General features: G+C 71.1%; 21 protein-coding genes. 8 read left to right on the top strand and 13 right to left on the bottom strand.

Features of this window, described 5'->3' with window-relative positions; all coding sequences use genetic code 11:
• From ACZ573_RS16560 to ACZ573_RS16530, 7 genes are all read right to left on the bottom strand, one after another.
• Nucleotides 1-993 carry a Rieske 2Fe-2S domain-containing protein gene (locus tag ACZ573_RS16560; RefSeq protein ID WP_468120773.1) on the bottom strand — a complete coding sequence of 331 codons (993 nt, stop codon included), beginning with the start codon at nucleotides 991-993 and terminating at the stop codon, nucleotides 1-3.
• The gene (locus tag ACZ573_RS16555) at nucleotides 990-2,219 is read right to left on the bottom strand and encodes a flavin monoamine oxidase family protein (RefSeq protein ID WP_471304363.1); all 1,230 of its coding nucleotides are present in this window, start codon (nucleotides 2,217-2,219) and stop codon (nucleotides 990-992) included. The genes ACZ573_RS16560 and ACZ573_RS16555 overlap by 4 nt, the downstream gene beginning before the upstream one ends.
• Entirely contained in the window at nucleotides 2,219-3,454 is a 1,236-nt protein-coding gene (locus ACZ573_RS16550) for a cytochrome P450 (RefSeq protein ID WP_471304359.1), read from the bottom strand. The genes ACZ573_RS16555 and ACZ573_RS16550 overlap by 1 nt, the downstream gene beginning before the upstream one ends.
• A 17-nt stretch (nucleotides 3,455-3,471) precedes the next feature.
• Complete coding sequence (locus ACZ573_RS16545; protein WP_471304356.1) at nucleotides 3,472-4,356, bottom strand: ABC transporter permease; 885 nt, start codon at nucleotides 4,354-4,356, stop codon at nucleotides 3,472-3,474.
• A 2-nt stretch (nucleotides 4,357-4,358) separates the two neighbouring features.
• Nucleotides 4,359-5,324: an ABC transporter ATP-binding protein gene (locus tag ACZ573_RS16540; RefSeq protein ID WP_468120766.1), complete on the bottom strand. Its 966-nt coding sequence runs from the start codon at nucleotides 5,322-5,324 to the stop codon at nucleotides 4,359-4,361.
• Between the two features lie 27 nt (nucleotides 5,325-5,351).
• Nucleotides 5,352-5,741: a hypothetical protein gene (locus tag ACZ573_RS16535; protein ID WP_030756060.1), complete on the bottom strand. Its 390-nt coding sequence runs from the start codon at nucleotides 5,739-5,741 to the stop codon at nucleotides 5,352-5,354.
• A 197-nt stretch (nucleotides 5,742-5,938) separates the two neighbouring features.
• Nucleotides 5,939-6,307, bottom strand: coding sequence for a hypothetical protein (locus tag ACZ573_RS16530; RefSeq protein WP_030756063.1), 369 nt, complete (start codon nucleotides 6,305-6,307; stop codon nucleotides 5,939-5,941).
• 309 nt (nucleotides 6,308-6,616) lie between these two features.
• On the opposite strand from ACZ573_RS16530, the gene ACZ573_RS16525 reads away from it, so the two are divergent.
• The 3 genes from ACZ573_RS16525 to ACZ573_RS16515 are packed head-to-tail and all read left to right on the top strand — an operon-like array spanning nucleotide 6,617 to nucleotide 8,999.
• Nucleotides 6,617-7,948, top strand: a complete 1,332-nt coding sequence (locus ACZ573_RS16525; RefSeq protein ID WP_471304351.1) for a cytochrome P450 — start codon at nucleotides 6,617-6,619, stop codon at nucleotides 7,946-7,948.
• Complete coding sequence (locus ACZ573_RS16520; RefSeq protein WP_030756071.1) at nucleotides 7,945-8,769, top strand: class I SAM-dependent methyltransferase; 825 nt, start codon at nucleotides 7,945-7,947, stop codon at nucleotides 8,767-8,769. Before ACZ573_RS16525 ends, ACZ573_RS16520 begins: the two co-directional genes overlap by 4 nt.
• Nucleotides 8,770-8,813: 44 nt before the next feature.
• Complete coding sequence (locus tag ACZ573_RS16515; RefSeq protein ID WP_030756074.1) at nucleotides 8,814-8,999, top strand: hypothetical protein; 186 nt, start codon at nucleotides 8,814-8,816, stop codon at nucleotides 8,997-8,999.
• On the opposite strand, the gene ACZ573_RS16510 is transcribed toward ACZ573_RS16515, so the two are convergent.
• The 4 genes from ACZ573_RS16510 to ACZ573_RS16495 all read right to left on the bottom strand — a co-directional run bounded on the left by ACZ573_RS16510 (nucleotide 8,977) and on the right by ACZ573_RS16495 (nucleotide 12,173).
• Complete coding sequence (locus tag ACZ573_RS16510) at nucleotides 8,977-9,426, bottom strand: phage minor capsid protein (RefSeq protein ID WP_471304347.1); 450 nt, start codon at nucleotides 9,424-9,426, stop codon at nucleotides 8,977-8,979. The two genes, ACZ573_RS16515 and ACZ573_RS16510, sit on opposite strands and share 23 nt — an antisense overlap.
• Before the next feature lie 458 nt (nucleotides 9,427-9,884).
• Complete coding sequence (locus tag ACZ573_RS16505; RefSeq protein ID WP_471304344.1) at nucleotides 9,885-10,172, bottom strand: hypothetical protein; 288 nt, start codon at nucleotides 10,170-10,172, stop codon at nucleotides 9,885-9,887.
• A gap of 127 nt (nucleotides 10,173-10,299) precedes the next feature.
• Nucleotides 10,300-10,833 carry a TetR/AcrR family transcriptional regulator gene (locus ACZ573_RS16500; protein WP_471304341.1) on the bottom strand — a complete coding sequence of 178 codons (534 nt, stop codon included), beginning with the start codon at nucleotides 10,831-10,833 and terminating at the stop codon, nucleotides 10,300-10,302.
• A 143-nt stretch (nucleotides 10,834-10,976) separates the two neighbouring features.
• Complete coding sequence (locus ACZ573_RS16495) at nucleotides 10,977-12,173, bottom strand: MFS transporter (RefSeq protein WP_471304339.1); 1,197 nt, start codon at nucleotides 12,171-12,173, stop codon at nucleotides 10,977-10,979.
• A gap of 305 nt (nucleotides 12,174-12,478) precedes the next feature.
• On the opposite strand from ACZ573_RS16495, the gene ACZ573_RS16490 reads away from it, so the two are divergent.
• On the top strand, nucleotides 12,479-12,649 hold the full coding sequence (locus ACZ573_RS16490) for an MbtH family protein (RefSeq protein WP_471304337.1): 171 nt from the start codon (nucleotides 12,479-12,481) through the stop codon (nucleotides 12,647-12,649).
• A gap of 66 nt (nucleotides 12,650-12,715) precedes the next feature.
• Here ACZ573_RS16490 and ACZ573_RS16485 read toward each other — a convergent pair whose 3' ends face one another.
• Entirely contained in the window at nucleotides 12,716-13,723 is a 1,008-nt protein-coding gene (locus ACZ573_RS16485; RefSeq protein WP_471304335.1) for a helix-turn-helix domain-containing protein, read from the bottom strand.
• Between the two features lie 174 nt (nucleotides 13,724-13,897).
• On the opposite strand from ACZ573_RS16485, the gene ACZ573_RS16480 reads away from it, so the two are divergent.
• Both ACZ573_RS16480 and ACZ573_RS16475 read left to right on the top strand, forming a co-directional pair.
• On the top strand, nucleotides 13,898-14,065 hold the full coding sequence (locus tag ACZ573_RS16480; RefSeq protein ID WP_471304333.1) for a hypothetical protein: 168 nt from the start codon (nucleotides 13,898-13,900) through the stop codon (nucleotides 14,063-14,065).
• A 43-nt stretch (nucleotides 14,066-14,108) separates the two neighbouring features.
• Entirely contained in the window at nucleotides 14,109-15,014 is a 906-nt protein-coding gene (locus ACZ573_RS16475) for a LysR family transcriptional regulator (protein ID WP_471304329.1), read from the top strand.
• Nucleotides 15,015-15,090: 76 nt separating this feature from the next.
• Here ACZ573_RS16475 and ACZ573_RS16470 read toward each other — a convergent pair whose 3' ends face one another.
• Nucleotides 15,091-16,122: an aspartate-semialdehyde dehydrogenase gene (locus ACZ573_RS16470; protein WP_471304328.1), complete on the bottom strand. Its 1,032-nt coding sequence runs from the start codon at nucleotides 16,120-16,122 to the stop codon at nucleotides 15,091-15,093.
• Between the two features lie 491 nt (nucleotides 16,123-16,613).
• Here ACZ573_RS16470 and ACZ573_RS16465 point away from each other — a divergent pair, with 491 nt between their 5' ends.
• Both ACZ573_RS16465 and ACZ573_RS16460 read left to right on the top strand, forming a co-directional pair.
• Complete coding sequence (locus tag ACZ573_RS16465; RefSeq protein ID WP_471304324.1) at nucleotides 16,614-17,213, top strand: NADPH-dependent FMN reductase; 600 nt, start codon at nucleotides 16,614-16,616, stop codon at nucleotides 17,211-17,213.
• Nucleotides 17,213-18,091: a thioesterase II family protein gene (locus ACZ573_RS16460; RefSeq protein WP_471304321.1), complete on the top strand. Its 879-nt coding sequence runs from the start codon at nucleotides 17,213-17,215 to the stop codon at nucleotides 18,089-18,091. The genes ACZ573_RS16465 and ACZ573_RS16460 overlap by 1 nt, the downstream gene beginning before the upstream one ends.
• Nucleotide 18,092: the final 1 nt, after the last annotated feature.

Genomic DNA, 18,092 nt, shown 5'->3' with positions numbered 1-18,092 from the left:
TCAGTTCACTTCCTCGAAGCCTTCGCAGAACTCGCGGAAGGCGATCACCGGCTCGTCCCGGGCGTCGTAGCGCACGGGCGCGTGCGGATCCAGGTGTTCCCAGACGGTGAGGTCCTCGGCGAGCGCGCGCTCGCTGCCGACGATCAGCATCCGCAGGTCGCTCTCCCGGCCGGGGCTGACGCCGACCGCCACACGGGCGACACAGCCGTCCGGGGTGGGCGTGGCTCCGGTGACCAGGACGTGCACCTGTCCGGGCGGCCCGAACTCGGTGACCACCAGGCCGGGGCTGAAGGCCCGTGCGTAGAACCGCGGTACGTACTCCAGTCGCGTCTCGCCGTTACGCATCGCCCGCCACTTGGCCTCCGCCCGGGCGAGATCGCTCTTCCAGGGGGAGTTGCGCATCGGGAATGTGCCCTCGATGGCCAGTTCACCGTTCTCGGTCGGCACGATGTCCATGCCTTCGACGGCCTCGACCTTGTGCAGGGCGGTGAAGTGGTCCGTGTCGAAGGCGTTCTCGATGATGAGTCCGGAGGGAGCGGCGACCGGAAGGACGACCGCCTCGACCAGCGGGTGGCTGACGGCGATCTCCTTGATCACCTTCTCGAACCCCCGGTCGTCCCGCGCGGTGTCGGTGAGCCTCGCGAAGACCGCCTCACCGGCTCGGAGCACCTGGTGTTCGGCGACCGACCAGCGTTTGCCCTCGTCGCCGAGCGCGATGCGCTTGCCGTGGAAGGGGCAGACCAGGCAGTTGCCGTCCAGCGTGCCGCCGTATCCCAGGTGCGCGCCCCGGTGCGGGCAGTTCGCGTCGAAGAGCCGTACGTCGTCGCCGTCGCGGACCGCCACCAGGCGGCGTGGGCCGATCGCCAGCGGGGTCACCTCGGCGGTGAGTTCGGACAGGAAGGCCACCAGGTGCCAGCCGGAGTGCACCGTCCGGGAGTACGCCCCTTCGGAGCGCACCGCTCCCGGCAGCCCGGCCTCGGATCGTACGGTCATCGTGCCACTCCCGACAGGATCTGCGCGGCCGCGCGCTCGCCGCTGGCGATCGCCCCTTGGACCCAGGGAAGCTGACGGCCGCAGACGGTCGCCTCTCCGGCGAAGAACAACGTGTCCTCGATCGGTTCGGCCCACAGGTCCGAGGCTTCCCGCGCGCCGGTCCTGGGTGCCGTGAAAGCTCCGCCCGACCAGGGGTCGTTCCCCCAGTCCGCTGCCTCGGTGGCCACCACCCGCGCCGACCGGGTCCAGGGCATGGACCGGGCCAGCAGCGCCGCCAGGCCGCCGCTCTCGTGCACGGCGGACCGTACGGCGGCGGCGGCTCCGGCCTTGGCCACGATCAGCACCTCCGGCCGTCCGGCCCGGCTGCGGGCGAATCCGCCCAGCCCGTCCACGTCGAACACCACCGCGGACTCCGGCGCGGGGACGGAGAGGGTGACGACCACGCAGTAGCCGTCGCCGGCCGGCAGGTCCTTCGCCGCCCGCCACTTGGTCGCGGGCAGCCCGGCGATCCGCAGCCGGCCGCTGACGACCACCTGCGGAGGAACGGTGACGACCGCCGCACCGGCATGCAGCACCCCCTGCGCGGTGCGGGCCCGCACCTGCCCCCTGGACCAGTCGAGCTCGTCCACCGGGCAGCCGAGGCGTACGTCGAGGCTCTGCGCGAGCTGCTCGGGAAGCCGGTCGAAACCGCCGCTCACCGCGAACTCGCCGCCACCGACGGCATCTGCGTGGTGTGCGGCGGCCACCCCCGAGGCGCTCACCTCGTCCGGTTCCGCGGCCCAGTTCTGCCGGTACCACTCCCGTGCCGCGCGCTCCTCGGCACCGTCGGCGCCCTTGGAACGCAGCCAGTCGCCGACCGACACGTCCGCATCGGCCCGTGCCGTGTTCAGCTCGGCCTCCAGCGCCCACGGGCCGCGTCGGCCACGGGCGAGCACTCCCATCTCCGCCGGCGCGCCGTCCTCGACCACCCGGGCCGCGACGTCGCGCGGCACGGTCTCCATGCGGTCGCTCCCCATGAGGGCGTGGACCGGGTTGCGGGCGCCGTGGACCACCTGCGCGCCGAGTTCGAGAGCGGGTCCGCCGTCGGCCGGCCGGAACGTGCGGATACGTCCGCCCACCTGTGCGCGGCCCTCCTGGACGACGACGCGCAGGCCTGCCTCGGTGAGGCGGCTCGCGCAGGTCAAACCGCTGATTCCCGCGCCCACGACGAGGACGTCGGTTCGCATCAGGCCTCCATGTCGTTCGTGTTCCGGCCGCAGGCGTCCGAAGGGCGCGGGCCCAGTTCCAGCGGGTACTCCGCGAGGCGGCGCGGCAGCACGCAGTCGTCCCAGCGGGCGCGGTCCTGGTGGGACGCGACGTTCGGGAAGCGGCGTAGCAGCCGGGGCAGCAGAAGGGCCCCGGTCTGCCGGACCAGCACGGCCGCCAGGCAGAAGTGCGGCCCGCTGCCGAAGGCCAGGTGGGGATTGGGGGACCGGTCCAGGAGCAGCTCGTCGGGGCGCTCGAAGACCGCCGGATCCCGGTTCGCGGCAGCGAGCACGGCCAGCACCCGGGCGCCGGCGGGCACCCGGCCGCCGGGCAGTTCCACCTCCCGCGTGGTGACGCGCGCGGTGAACGGGATCGGAGCCTCCAAGCGCAGGAGCTCGTCCACCGCGGTGCGGGCCGCATGGTCGTCGGCCCGCCGCAGGTACTCCACCGCCGCCGGGCGGGGCAGCAGCCAGTACAGGGCGTTGCCCACCGTCTCGGCCAACGGCTGCCAGCCGCCGACGACGGCGAGGCCCAGGATGCCGAGCATCTCGGGCCTGGTCAGCCGGTCGTCGGCGGCCAGCCGGGACAGCGGGCAGTCGAATCCGGTCGCGGCGTGGCGCTGCGCCACCGCGTCCAGGTAGCGGCTCAGCTCACCCATGGCCGCCCGGCCCGCGGCGGCCGCGATCGGTCCCGCCATCGGGTCGAGGTTGACGGAGACCGCACGGGCCAGCTCCTCGAAGTGCGGGCGCTCGGCGTCCGCCAGCCCGAAGAGCTGCGCGTAGACGGCGGTGGCCAGCGGCTGTCCGATGCCGGTCGCGGCGTCCAGCTCTCCTGCCCGGCCACCCGACCGCTCCAGCAGGGCGTCGACCTCACGGCCGATCCCTTCCGCCACCGACCGGATCGCCTCCGGGCCGAGCAGAAGTCCGCCCGGGGCGCGCAGCCGGTGATGGTCGGGCGCGTCGGTGGTGAGCATGGACGGGGGGAGGGCGTCGTCCCTGGCGCGGCCCTGCTGCCCCTGGGCCGCGGAGAAGGCGTCGCTCCTGAGCGCCGCCGAGCAGTCCGCGTGGCTGGTGAGCAGCCACATCCGGGTGGCGGGGTCCTGGTACACCGGGGCGTACGTCCGCAGCCACCGGTACGCCGGGTAGGGGTCCACCCGTCCGGCCGGCGAGAACGGATGAGCGAGGTGGCCCGGGAGGCGAAGGGTGGCTGAGGACACGACGGTTCCTGTCTGGGTCAGTTGACGCGCGGGCCGCGCCAGCGGAACGACATCGCCGTGAGCACGAGTCCGGCCAGTGACCAGAGCGCCAGGATCAGGGCGATCCTGCCGAGCTCCCAGTTGCCGGCAGGCTCCACCACGGCGAAGGAGTCCGGCAGGAACACCGACCGGAAGCCCTGGGCGATCCACTTGAGGGGGAAGAACGCCGCGAGGGTCTGCATCCAGGAGGGCAGTTGGTTGAAGGGGAAGAACACACCCGAGATGAACTGCGTGACCATGAAGACCGGGGTCACGATGGCGGCGGCCGACCGGCTGTTGGGGATGATCGCGCTGTAGGCCACGGCAAGCAGGGCGCAGGCGACCGTACCCAGCGCCAGGTCCCACCCGAGCGTCGTCCAGCGCTGCGCGGTGGAGGGCAGCGGCAGGCCGAAGGCCGTCACGGCGATCGCCATCAGCAGTGCGGTCTCCAGCACGGTGGTGACCACCACGCGCACCAACTTGCCGATGAAGTAAGCAGATTTGGGCATCGGCGTCATGGCGAGCCGGCGGACCGTACCGGTGTCGCGCTCGATGGCTATGTTGATCGCGAGACCGGAGAAGGCGGTGCTCATCACGCCGGACGCGATGATCCCGGCCATGAAGACCTGCTTGAGGTCCGTGTCGGTGCCCGCGACCTTGCCCGAGAAGATCGATCCGAAGACCAGGAGCATCAGGACCGGGAACATGAGCGTGAAGATCAGCGACTGCTTGTTGCGGAAGAAGCTCTTGAGCTCCACCGAGGAGCGCGCGACGGAGGCCCGCCAGATGCCCGGCGTACGGCGGGGCGCGCGGTGTTCGCCGGCTTCGGCGGTCGCGGCAGCCCTCGTGGTCGTGCGGGCAGGGACGGAAGGGGCGTCGGACACGGTCACGGGGTTCCTGCCTTTGCGTCGCGGTTCCTGCTGATCAGGTCGAGGTAGATCTCCTCGAGCGTCGGCCGGTGCACGCGCAGCTCAGGAAGCTCCCGCACCCTGGCCTCGGCGGCCCAGGCCAGCAGCACCAGGAGGACCGCGGTGGGGGTCCTGGTCAGGATGCTGACGATGCCGTCGCCCTTGCTTCCGTCCCGTTCGACCGTGACGTCGGCGGGCAGGGCCGGCAGGGTCCGTCCGACCAGTTCCGGCGGCATCCGGAAGGACACCGTTGTCGAGGTGTCGGCGCGTCCGCCGAGTTCGGAGACCCGGCTGACCTCGGCGACCTTTCCGTCGACGATGACGGCCGCGCGCTGGGCGAGCGCCTCGGCCTCGTCCAGGTAATGCGTGGTGAGTACGGTCGTCCGCCCACGGTCGGCGAAGTACTGCACCAGATCCCAGGCTTCTCGACGAGCCACCGGGTCCAACCCGGTGGTGGGTTCGTCGAGGAAGATGAGTTCGGGATCACCGATCACCCCGACGGCCACGTCCAAGCGCCTCTGCTGGCCGCCGGACAGAGCCGTCGTCTGCTTCTTGCCGTGCTTGCCCAGCCCGACCATGTCGATGACCTGGCCCACGGGCAACGGCGCCGGATACAGCGCCGCGAAATGCTCCACGACCTCGCGCACGGTGAGATCGGTGTAGGCGCCCGTGGACTGGGGCACGACACCGATGCGTGCCCGCCAGTCCCGCCTGTCCTCGGCCGGATCGCATCCGAGTACCCGCACGTCGCCGCCGGTCCGCTGCCGGACCCCTTCAAGGATCTCGACGGTCGTCGTCTTGCCCGCGCCGTTCGGCCCGAGCAGGGCGAACACCTCTCCCTTGTGGATGGTCAGGTCCACGCCCTGTACGACGTGCGAATCGCCGTACTGCTTACGCAGACCCCGGACAACGACAGGGTCTTCTTCCGATGCGGTGTGCAGCACTTCGGTGCTCTCCTTACGAGGCGGTGATCAGGTGCAGCAGGAGCAGGGGCAGCAGCACGTGAGAACCGTCGGGCCACCGCCCTTGCCGCCGCCGGAGAGACCCGAGAGGTCGCTCTCGCTCAGCTCGGAGGTCTCGACGACGGGAGCGTCCGGCACGTGGAACTCGAAGCGGCCGCTCGCGAGCCCCGCCTCCCACAGACCGACCTGGACGTCCAGGTTTCCGTCCGGCTGGGTCTCCGGGTCGGCGCTGACAATGACGATCTCGGCGTTCGCGGGAAGGGTCAGACCGGATTCCGCAAGGGCCGAGCGCGGGTCCGACTTCAGCCGGGCGCGGTACTCATCGTTCGACCAGGCGGTGATGAGCGTCTTGGTGTAGGCGTTGACGAATTCAGTACGCTGCTGGGCATCCATCGCCATGCTGACTTCTCTTTCTATGTATTCCAGGCACCCCGTACACGGGGGACGCACGGGGGGCACTGAGAACAGGATCCAAATGCTGTGGCAGGAGCCGGCTGCGCGGGGCCTCGGCCTTGTTCGACCGAGGGCCCGCGCACAGCACCGGTTCCGTCATCCTGCGGAGCCGCGAATCTTTTCGAGCTCTCCGCAGCCGCCGATCAGGTGCAGCAGGAGCAGGGGCAGCAGCAGTAGTTGCCACCGGCGGCGACGTCGGACAGGTCGCCCTCGCTGAGCTCGGCGGTGTCCACGACCGGGGTCTCCGGGATGTGGAACTCGAAGCGGCCGGTGGCCAGGCCCTGCTCCCAGAAGGAGACCTGGACGTCCAGGTTGCCGTCCTGCTTGCCGTCCGGGAGGGTGCGGACGATGACGATCTCGGCGCCCTCGGGGACGTTCAGACCGGACTCGGCCAGCGCGGCACGCGGCTCCGAGTTCAGGCGGGCCACGTACTCCTCGCTCGACCAGGCGGTGATGAGCGTCTTGGTGTACGCGTTGACGAATTCAGCGCGCTGCTGCGGGTCCAGCGACATGTGGACTCCTCCTTCGAGTACCGCCGAGCACCGTGTTGTGCTGGCGACAAACGAAGCTTGGCATGTGGGAAAGACCCCGCCAAGACTTAATCTTCTGCGCGCATCAGTAAGTATTGAGCGCCTCAGGACAGTGCGATAGATTGCGCCCCGCAGAACCCCTTGGATACGTGAATCGATACGTATTGCCGGCCCTAGGTGTACGTATTCCGATTACGTATCGGGCGTCCTCTGCTACGTATTTAAGAATTCCGCGTACGCATTCGGTGTACGCATTCGACCGACGGCCACACCACGGAGGTGACCGCCACCATGCCCGCACGGACCCTGGTCCTGCCCCCCGGCCCCGAAGGCCCGGCCGACATGCAGGAGATGCGCAACGATCCGCTGGCCTTCGTCACCGGGCTCGCGCATGAGTACGGCGACATCACCTGCCACCGCGCCGACGGCGACACCGTCTACCTGCTCAACCGGCCCGAGTTGGCGCGCTACGTACTCAAGGAGAACGGCGCCAACTACACCAAGGAGAACACCCCCGACGACCACATGCTGCGTCCCCTGCTCGGCAACGGGCTGCTGACCAGCGACGGCGAGGAGTGGGCGAAGCAGCGCCGGATGTGCGCGCCGGCCTTCCGGCCCAGCGCGGTACGGACGTTCGACGGGATCGTCACCGACGCCACCACGAACATGCTGGACCGCTGGCGCCCGGCTCTGGACAGCGACAGCCCGATCGCCGTCGACCACCATCTGACGGCCCTGACCCTGGGCATCATCACCCGGGCGATCCTGGGCGCCGACATCGACGGAATCGGCGAGGGCTTCGGCCGCGCGGTGGACGCGGTGAACCGCTACATCGGCCACTACGTACCGGCCGAGGACCCCGATCCGACGGACACCGCGCTGCGGCGGCAGGGATTCGCCTCGGCGCGCGCCTTCCTGGACGCCGTGACCCGTACCCTCATCGCCTCCCGCCGGGTCACCGGCGCCGCCACCGGCAGCACCAACCTGCTGGACGCGATGATGAGTGCCGACCGTCAGATCTCCGACGCCGATCTGCGCGACCAGGTGCTGACGATCATCATGGCCGGTCACGAGACCACCGCGAAGTCGCTGACCTGGACGCTCTACCTGCTCGACCGCAACCCGGCGGAGGCCGCGCGGGTCCGCGAGGAGGTGGACCGGGTACTCCAGGGGCGCACTCCGACCGCCGCCGACCTGGTGGACCTGCCCGTCTGTCAGCGGGCGATCAAGGAAGCCATGCGCCTCTACCCGCCGGTGTGGCTCACCTCCCGGCGGGCGACCGGCCCCGATGTCATCGGCGGCTACGACGTCGCGCCGGGCACCCTGATCTGCATCAGCCAGTGGGTGTTGCACCGTCACCCCGACCACTGGGAGGCGCCGGAGGAGTTCGTACCCGACCGCTTCATCGACGCCGAGCTCCCCAGCCACCTCTACATGCCCTTCGGCGGCGGCGACCGGATCTGCATCGGCCAGCACTTCGCGATGGTCGAGGCGACCCTCGTCCTGGCCATGCTGATGCAGTCCGTCGAGTGCGAACTCGTCAAGGACTTCCCCGTCGAGCCGGAAGCGCTGGTCACCCTGCGTCCCCGGCACGGCATGAGCATGATGGTGAGGACCCGGTGAACACCTCGACCCTCAAGGGCGGTTCGTACGATCCGGCCCGGACCACCACCGGCGGTCTGACCGGCGAGCTGGCCCGCCTCGAAGCACAGGCCGCCCTGTCCTTCCCCGAAGAGCTGCGCATCCTGCGCGAGCTGGGCGTCACCGAGTCCTCGACCCTGCTCGAACTCGGCGCCGGATCGGGCGCGGTCACCCGCTGCCTGCGCGCCGCGCTCCCCGGCCTCACGATCGTCGCGGTCGACATCGACGAAACACTGCTCGCCCATGCCGAGGGCACCGGCGCCGAGCTGATCGTCGCCGACGCGGCGGACCTGCCGCTGGAGACGGGCAGCGTCGACACCGTTCTGCTGCGCTACGTCCTGCAACATGTGCCGGACACGTCGAAGGTGCTCACCGAGGTCCGCCGGGTGCTGCGGCCCGGCGGCCGGGTGATCGTCACCGAGGTGGACACCTCCTGCTGGGGCATCGCCGAACCGTCCTACCCGGAGATGGCGGGCATCCACGCCAAGGTGGCCGGCGCCCAGCGGGCGGCCGGCGGTGACCGTTCGATCGGCCGCCGGCTCACCCGGATGCTGCGCGCGGACGGTTTCGAGGACGTCGTACTGCGCCCGTTCGCCACCACCAACGACGATCACCCGACCGAGGCCTTCGCTCCCCATCTCGGGCCGCAACGCCTCGAACCCCTGCTGGCGGCCGGGGTGCTGTCCTTCGCCGAACTCTCCCTCGCGGCCGACCGGTGGAACCGCTTCCGCTCCGACCCCGACGCCTGGGTGATGCTGCTCGGCCTCATCGCCGCCGGAACCTCCCCCGGCCCGGCGGCATGACAAGCCCAGCACAACAAGAACCGAACTGATACGAGAGGCCCCCCATGAACCCCAACCTCAAGATCTTCATCACGATCTTCTGCTACATCAGCGGCGTCGCCGGGCTGGTCACCGCCGTGCTCGACGCGAGCAGCAAGCCCGCGCAGATGACCTCCGCCGTCGTCGCCGGCGCGATCGGCGTGCTGTTCCTGCTCGGCGGACTGATCCTCACGCGCAAGCCGCGCTACTGATGCCGTATCCGCCGGTGCCGGCGCCCGCGCACGGCACCGGCACCGGCCACGGCACCCGTGCCATCTGTGAGTCAGTCCAGCCGGTCTCGTCGCTGGCCATGGTGAAAACAAGGGCGGGGGGAGTGAGTTGATCTCGCTCCCCCCGCTTCTTCATCCAGATCAGCCCTGGGTGGCCCGAGCCCTCATCCAACGCTCGGCAACGGATGCGTTCTTCGAACGGGCCGCAAAGGTCGCAGTTGTGGGGCGCGTTGGACACGGCGGCACGGCCGACCGCCGTCCGCACGGCCGTCTCGGCATAGCCGGTCATCTGCCACGACCGGCCACGCCGGTCGACGAACGTCCGCAGACCGGCGTCGCCGAACCGCTCCATCGCGCGCAGTGTGGCCTGCCGACGGGAGCCGACCCCGAGGAGCGGCGTCGCCGACACCCGCCGAGCGAGAGCAGGTGAGCCTCGGCGTCCGCGTACAGGTCACGGACGGCGGCCGAGAGATCCTCGGCCATCGCCGGATGGATGGGCACGGTACCTCCCCGGAATGTTGCCATTGGCGGAGGTGCATGTGGCTCCGATTGTGGAGATGACGTGAAGAGTCGCGGGGGGCGAGCGCGCCGCCCGGGATGGGCCGGCCGTGGCTTGACAGCTCCTGATCAGGGCTCTTTTCGGCGCTGACACATATAAGTTTATGGAACCCGCGTATAGGTGTAATTTAGTCCAGAAAAGTCTGGGCGGTATCGTCGTGCCATGGGAATTGAATCGCAGATCGCCCTTGTTTCCTCCCCCTTCTTTGCTGTGGTCGCGGTGCTGATCGCCGTCGCCCTGTCGCACCCCGAACCGCAGGTGAGGGCGCGAGCGGAAAGGATTCTCGGGGTCATCTTCCGAACGGGGAACTAATTGAGGAATCCGGCCTGCATCACGTCAGGAACTGCGGCCCCGGTCTCCGCAAGAATGCGGCCGGTCTCGTCTTTGGCCGCTGCGGAATCCCGATCTGGGTGCAGCCTCTGGACCTTCGTCGGGGTGGAAACCGCGTGAGCCTGCTGGAGCGGTGAAAGGGTCTGCGCGAGCGAGGTCGAGCCCTCACTGGCCACCGGACCGAACGTCACCCCAGGGAGCTCCGGCGCGATGCGCGCAGTGAAGTACGCGTGGTCCGGCGGCCGAGCGCCGGAACGCGTCGCCATCTGAGGCCTCGGCCTTGACGAAGCCTTCGGACTCACTTGCCGTGACCTGGGGCTTGCGTGTTCGTGCGCCAGTGGGAGCCCTCCGCCCGGCAGCTGCCGTCCGGCGGGGGCTCGGGCCGTGTGGCGGTCAGAGTGCGAGTTTCAGGGTCAGGTGGGCGGTGGCCTCGATGAGGTGTTTGTCGGCCGGTTTGCCGAAGACGAGTACGCGGTAGTAGATCGGGCCGAGCAGGAGGTCCGCGAGTCGGTCGAGGGTCTCCTCGTCCGGGGTCCTTCCCGTGTGGCGTTCGATGATCGCGGCCAGGCCGGCCAGGTCGCGTTCGCGCTGCTTGAGCAGGAATCCCTCGCGCAGGGAGGAGGCGGCGTCCTGGTCCAGTTGGGCATGGCCGAGGAGCGCCTGGAGTACCTGGCCCGCCGGCTCCTGGAAGAAGTCGGCTACGCGGTGCAGGTGCGCGGTGAGGTCCTCGGCGGGGGTTCCGGCCGGGTCGGCCCAGGCGAGCCCTTCGAGGGCGTCGTCCTCCAGGGCGTCGAGGAGGATCTCGACCTTCGACTTCCACCACCGGTAGATCGTCTGCTTGGCGACGCCCGCCCGGGCGGCGATGCCCTCGATCGTCGTCGCGGCGAAGCCCTGTTCCACCAGCAGGTCGTCGGCGGCGTTCAGCACCGCGACGCGAATGCTTTCACTGCGCCGCGGACCCGTGCGGCTCACGACGGGTGAGGGGGCGCGGCGGCCTTCGGTCTTCCGTGCGGCGCTGATGGTCGTTCACCTCTTGTTCCGTGCGAATGCCGCGATTCTGGCACACCGGGTCAGTGCCGCAGCCGGCCGATCGAGCGGGTGAGGCTCAGCAGCACGGTGAGTGCGAGCAGGGCGACCGCGGCGCTGAAGATCTCCCCGGCCGGCCGCAGGCTCGTGGCGCGGATCAGGACGCCGACGCCGATCGCGGGGACGGCGAGCATGGAGTAGAGGATCGCGAAGAACGTCGACACCGACGCGCCGCGGTGCTGCGGGTCGCTGCGTGTGGTGATGCTGGCGATGCCGTGGCCGAGGGCTGTGCCGGTGGCCAGGCCGTTCACCGCGGCTCCGATGAGCAGCGGGACCAGGGAGGTGACCGCCATGGCGAGCGCGATCAGTGCCGCGGCGAGGATCAGCCCCAGGCAGGCCACGGAGAGCGCGGCGCCCGGCTTGATCCGGCGGACCAGCAGCTGACCCAGTGCGGTGCAGGCGAAGGCGGTGAAGACGACGAGTCCGGTAAGGGAGTGGCTGCTCTCGTGGAGGACGGTGCCGAGGAACAGGCCGGTGACGGCGGTGAGGACGCCGAGCACCGCGAAGCCCGCCCCGGCGGCCATGGAGGAGCGCAGGAAGTCCGAGCGGATCTCCGTCGGGATGTGCAGCGGCTGGAACCGGAAGGTGAATCCGGAGCGGTGGGCGGCGGTTTCCCGGGACGAGGCCACGCCGATCAGCCCGATCGCCGCCAGGACGAGCATCACGATCCACGGGGTGCGCAGCGGTGCGGGAGCGGCGTCGGCCAGGATCCCGGCGAGCAGGGTGCCGCAGGCGAGGCCGCCCATGTTGGCGAACAGCGCGACCGTCGCGGGCCGGACCCCGCGGTCCTGCGGGAGGAGTTCCGTGAGCGAGGCGGTGGCGGCGCCGGTGACGAGCGCGGCGGAGAATCCGGAGATCACGCGGGCGGTGAGCAGGACGGCCACGTCGCCGGCGGCCAGGAACACCCAGGCGGCGCAGACGGAGAGCAGGGTCGCCGCGATCAGCACGGGGCGCCGCCCGATCTGGTCAGACAGGCGCCCGAAGGCGAGGAGTCCGGCGACGACCCCGATGGCGTAGACGGCGAAGATCACGGTGACCGTGATCGGGGAGAAGCCGAAGTCCTTGCCGTACAGCGGGTAGAGCGGGGTGGGCGCCGTGGTCCCCGCCATGGTGATCCAGAAGGCGAAGGCCACGACGGCGGCCGCGAGCCGGCTGCGGGGCGCGTGTGGCGCGTATGGCACGTGTGGTGCCGGTGCGTCCGGCGGGGAGTCGGCGCGGTCGGTTCGGCGGTCGGTTCGGTCGGTTCGGTTCGGCACGGGATGACCTCCGGCATAAGACTGGACGGTGCGTTGTGTCTGAGCGCGACATTAGACTAGACGTTGCGTCTATTCAACGTCGCGCACGCCGTCGGCGATCGGCTGGGGCGATTGCGCGGTTCGGGAGCCGGTATGGGGTGGGTGTTGTGGTGGCGGGGTGGGCCGATGAGGCTGGGGCCCGCAGATGAGGTTGCCGGGCTGTCGGGCCGGCGCGTACGTGGAGGTGCGGCGTGGGGCGGTACACCGTTGTCGTCAACGGCGAGGAGCAGTACTCGATCTGGGCCGAAGGGCGCGAAGTGCCCCTGGGCTGGCGGGACACCGGTGTGACCGGGACCAAGGAGGAGTGCCTCGAGTACATCGACGAGGTGTGGACGGACCAGCGCCCGCTGAGCGTGCGTTAGGGGGTGTCTTGTCGACCGACAAGACACCCCCCCAGCCCGCCATCGGTTCCGGGTTACGCGTCCGGGTTACGCGTCCGGGGGGAGCCAGCCGCGCTGGACCGCTCGGACGCCGGCTTCGAAGCGGCTCCGGGCGCCCAGGCGTTCCATCAGGACCGTGGCGATGCGGCGGGCCGTGCGGTGGGAGACACCGAGGCGCTTGGCGATCCCCTCGTCGGTGTGGCCCTCGGCGAGCAGGCGCAGGCTGGCCGCCTCCTGGTGGTCCAGTTCGGACTCGTCGCGGCGCGGGGCCTGGCCCAGCGGGCGGGCGTTCTCCCACACCGTCTCGAAGAGGGTGCACAGCGCGGTGAGCGTGCCCTGGCCGGTGAGGGCGACCGCGCCCTCACCACTGTCCTCGCTGTTCACGGGCAGGACGGCGGTCGTCCGGTCCACGATGGTCATCCGCAGCGGCAGCACGGCGATCGTGCGGACCTGGCCGCCCAGCTCCGTCAGCCACTTGGCGTGCGCCTCGCTGGCCGGGTTGTTGCGCACGCTGTCGAGGTAGATCGTCCGCATGGTGACGCCCCGGCCGAGCAGCCGCTCGTTGAGCGGGCGGGAGGCCGCCATGTTCGCCTCCGTCTGCGCCCCGCCGGGGGCGAAGACCATCACCTCGTTCCGGACGTTCTCGGTGAGCACCGCGAGGCGGGTGCGGACCTCGTCGACGTCGGCGAGGTGCTCCACGCTGACCGGCGCCCCGACCGGGCGGAGGCCCTCGTACTCGGAGATCAGCCGCTGGGCCGCGGCCCGGGCGCCCGCGATGCGCTGGTTCTCCAGGGACAGTTCGGCCTGGCGCCGGGCCAGCAGGTACTCCAGGCCGACCTCCGGACTGACCGCGCGGGGCGCCGCCGACGGGTCGGCCGCCCTGTCGGCGGGGTACTGCACGAGCGAGAGGCAGGACAGCCGGTCCCATGCCGCGCGCACGGCCTCTTCGGAGATTCCGAGCAGCCCGGCCAGGGCCGCGGCGTCGTCCCGCGGGTGGCTCAGCATCGCTCGGTAAACGGCTTCGGTCGGTCCGTCCAGTCCCAGTACGTCGAGCATCGGCCCCCCCATCCGTCAGCAGAGACCAGTATCTCCGGTGGGGCCCGTTCGGGCCCTGCTGGCCAGATTGGGTCAGGGCCCAATCTGGCCACGGGAAAACCCTTTCCCGAGGCTGTGACGCGTGGTGATGCTGTAGCGGCAAGAAACACGCATGACACAGGGGGATGTTCTTTCATGCTTAGCACTCGTATGGGCAAGGCCGTAGCGATCGTCGTCTTCGGTGCCGCCGTGCTGATGGCGCCCGCCACCGCGCAGGCCGCCACCACCGAAGTACCGCAGGGCGCCGCCGCCGCGCCCACCACCCAGGCCGACGCCCAGAAGACGGACATGGGCTGGCAGTGACCGGCGCCACCAGCACGGGGACGGCGCGCCGCCGGGACAGCGTATGGATCTGAAGCAGCTCACCACCTTTCACAGGGTCGCGACCCTGCTCAGCTTCACCCGCGCCGCAGCCGACCTGAAGTACGCGCAGTCCAGCGTCACCGCCCAGGTCAAAGGCCTGGAGGTGGCGCTGGGCGTGGAGCTCTTCGAGCGCCTGCGGGGGCGGATCCGGCTGACTCCGGCCGGAGAACGGCTCGTTCCGTACGCCGAGCGGATCCTGTCCCTGGTCGACGAGGCCCGGGACCGGACCACCGGCCTGGGCGAACCTTCGGGGGTGCTCACCATCGGCACGATGGAGAGCTTCACGTCCTACCGGATGCCCCCGGTCCTGGAGTACTTCCACCACCGCTACCCGCAGCTCCAGCTCGCGCTGCGGCCCAGCCTGTGCCGGGACACCTGCGAGGCGCTCCGGCAGGGCACCTTCGACCTGGGCTTCCTCATGGAGGCCGAGACCGACCATCCCGGGGTCAGGACAGAGATCCTCGGCTCCGAGCCGCTGGTCGCGGTCGCCGCCCCGGACCATGTCCTGGCGGGCGTCCGCAACGTCTCCACCAGTGATCTGCGCGCGGTGCCGATCCTGGCGCCGGAGGCGGGCTGCTCGTACGGGGCGATGTTCGAGGCGGAGCTCAACGGCGGTGCCGAGCAGCCCGTACCGCTGCTGCAGTTCGGCAACATCGAGTCGATCAAGCGCGGGGTCTCGGCCGGTCTCGGCGTCAGCGTGCTGCCCGCGATGGCGGTCGCCGCCGAGCTCGAGGCGCAGTCGCTGACGGTGCTGGACTGGAAGGCTCCGTTCGAGGTCTACACACAGATCGCGTGGCGGTACGGGCGCCACCTCACGCGTGAGATGCGGGTGTTCATCGACTGGATGGTCCGCTTCGCCGAGCAGGACCGGCAGCTGGTGGCCTGCTGAAGGCCGCCCTCCCGCGGTTCCGCCAGCGCCCGTGGCGCCGCCGCCCCCGCCTTCGGGCGGGCCGGCGGCGGCGTGTTCACAGGGCGCCCCGGGCCAGCAGTTCCTCCACTATCCGTACGGCGTCCAGCGCGCCGCCCACCCGGAGGTTGTCGGTGGCCAGCCACAGCCAGAAGCCCTCGGGGGCGGTGGCCGAGACCCGGATCCGCCCCACGTGGAGCTGGTCCGGATCGCCCAGCGCCGCCGGGGTCGGGCCGCCGGGGTCGTGGACCACGACCTCGGGCAGCGCCCTCAGCAGTGCGACCAGTTCGGTACGGTCCACCGCCGCACGGCACTGCACCCACACCGCCGCACCGTGCCCGCTGACCATCGGGACCCGGACGCAGGTCGCCGTGACCTCGATGCCGGGCAGCCCCAGGACCTTACGGACCTCGTCGGCCACCTCCCGCTCCTGGCGGGTCGAGCCGTCGTCCAGGACGTCGCCGATGCCGGGCAGCACGTTGAAGGCGAGCGCGGGCGAGAACTGCGCCGACGGCACGGTGGCATGCGGGTCCTGCAGGACCGTGCGCGAGCCGTCCTGGAGCTCCTCGATACCGCCGTGCCCGGCGCCCGAGGCGCCCTGGTACGTACTGACGACGATCCGGCGGATCCCCCAACGGCGCTCCACGTCCCGCAGTACGCGGACCACGGGCACCGTGGCGGCGCCGGGCACCGCGATCACCCCGCCCGCCGGACGGCGGCCCAGCTCGGCCGCGTCGAGCTGCGGGACGACCAGGGGGGTGCCCGAGGCCATCCGGAAGGCGGGGGTGCTGTCGATGGCCAGGGCGCCGTGGGCGACGGCGACCGGGACCCACTCCCTGCTGACCTGCTCACCGGCGCAGAACAGGGCCGCGTCCACCGTGCCGAACGCGAACCGGGAGAGCTCGGTGACGCGTCGGTCGCGGCCGTCGACGCGGATCGTACGGCCGGCCGAGCGGGCGGACGCCACCAGGTGCAGGTTCCGGTACGGCAGCGCGCGGTCCTCGATGAGTTCGAGCAGGGTGCCGCCGACCGCACCGGTCGCTCCGACGACGGCGATGCGGGGGGCGGCGGGGTCGTCGACCTGGGGCATGGGCTTCTCGGATCCGCGGTGGGCAGGGAACCCGGACGGCCGGCGGCCGTGCGGGCCGTCGGCTCCGGGACATGACCCTGTTCGAGTACGCGCCGGAAGCTCGGCATGGGGCGGTGTGCGCGATCGGCGCCGCTCCGATGATCCGCGCATCGGGGGCGCCCGGAAAAGAGCGGGCCGACGGGTATCTCCGATGGCTCCCATCAGTGGGAACGATCGGTGGCGGCGGCCCGGGTGCCCCGGTGGGAGCGGGGCCGCCGACGGGCGCCGGGCATGACCGGCCGACCGGCGCCGGGCATGACCGCAAGGCCCCATCGGAATGTCCGAACGGGGCCATCGGATTCCCCCGGACAACGGGCGTTGACCTGCAAGTTGGCGTGCCGAAGGCTGTGGCCGGTCCTGATCGACCGGGGAGATCGACCACCGGGGGACCCGGAGCGCCACGAGGACGGGCGGCCGGGCTTTTGGACCAAGTCACGCGAAACGGGGAGTTCATGCAGCAGGCCGTGAAGGTCGTCGGAATCGGGGGGTCCTCCCGGCCTGGCTCCACCGCGGAGCTCGGGCTGCGGGTGGTGCTCTCGGAGGCCGCCCGGCTGGGCGCGCAGGTCAGTCTCGTCAGCGGCGCCGACCTCGTCATGCCGCTTTACGACCCGCGCGTGGCGGCCTGCCCGCCCCCGGCGCGCCGGCTCCTCGACGAGGTGGCTTCGGCGGATGGCGTGGTGCTGGCGAGCCCCGCGTACCACGGCACGGTGTCCGGGCTGCTGAAGAACGCCCTGGACTACACCGAGGAGCTCCGCGGCGACGTCCGGCCCTACCTCTCGGAGCGGGCCGTCGGCTGCCTGTCCGTCGGGATGGGCTGGCAGGGCGCGGTGACCACGCTCGCCGCGCTCCGGGACATCGTGCACGCCCTGCGCGGCTGGACCACCCCGCTGGGGGTGGCGCTCAACAGCGCGACGGCCGGGTTCGGTGCCGACGGCGAGTGCACCGACCCGCACGTCCAGCAGCAGCTGACGGCGATGGCCGGCCAGGTCGTCGAGTTCGCGCAGGCGCGCCGGGCCCACCGGGCGCTGCGCGCGGACGCGGTGCACGCCTGATGGGCGGCGCCGGCGAAGGCCACTGTCCCGACGGCGGCACGGCCACGACGACACCGGTGCGGGTCCTGGGGACCGGCCCCGCCCCCACCACCACCTGGATCCGCTGCTTCCACCCGAAGCCGGCGGCCCGGTACACCCTGGTCTGCTTCCCGCACGCGGGCGGGTCGGCCAGTTACTACTTCGACCTGTCGGCGGCGCTCGACCCGGACATCGAGATGCTGGTCGTGCAGTACCCGGGGCGCGAGAACCGGCTCTTCGAGGAGCCCGCGGGATCGGTGGCGGCGCTGGCGGACGGCGTGTACGAGGCGCTGCGTACCCGGCTGCCGCGGCGTCCGGCCTTCTTCGGGCACAGCATGGGCGGGCTGATCGGCTTCGAGGTCGCCCGGCGGCTGGAGTCGGCCGGGGGCACCGCTCCCCACCTCCTCGTCGCTTCGGCCAGTTCGGCACCCTCGGTGCGTACGGACCGGCTGACCTCGGGGGAGGCCGGATCAGAGCCTGGGTCCGAGGCCGAGCCCGAGCCCGACGAGGCCGTGCTCGCCCGCATCATGGGCCTCGGCGGCACCAGTGACGGAGTGCGCCAGGACCCGGAGCTGCTGCAGCTCGTGCTTCCCGCCATCCGCGGCGACCTGCGCGCCCTGGCGGAGTACCGGGTCGACGCGGGCGCCGTCGTCGGCTGCCCGGTCACCGTGTTCGTCGCCGACGGCGACCCCGACGTGCCGCTCGCCGAGGCCGGCGCCTGGGGCGCCCACACGACGGCCGACGCCGACGTGCACGTCTTCGAGGGCGACCACTTCTACTTCAGCGGCAACCCGCCGAAATTCCTCGAACTGCTCCAGGACGCCGTGCGTCACTCTCACTCCGGGACACAACTCATATGAC

It is taken from the genome of Streptomyces sp. NPDC040545, assembly GCF_055595065.1.
Note: the sequence above shows the minus strand (reverse complement) of the source record. Positions and strands in the feature narration are given on the sequence as shown.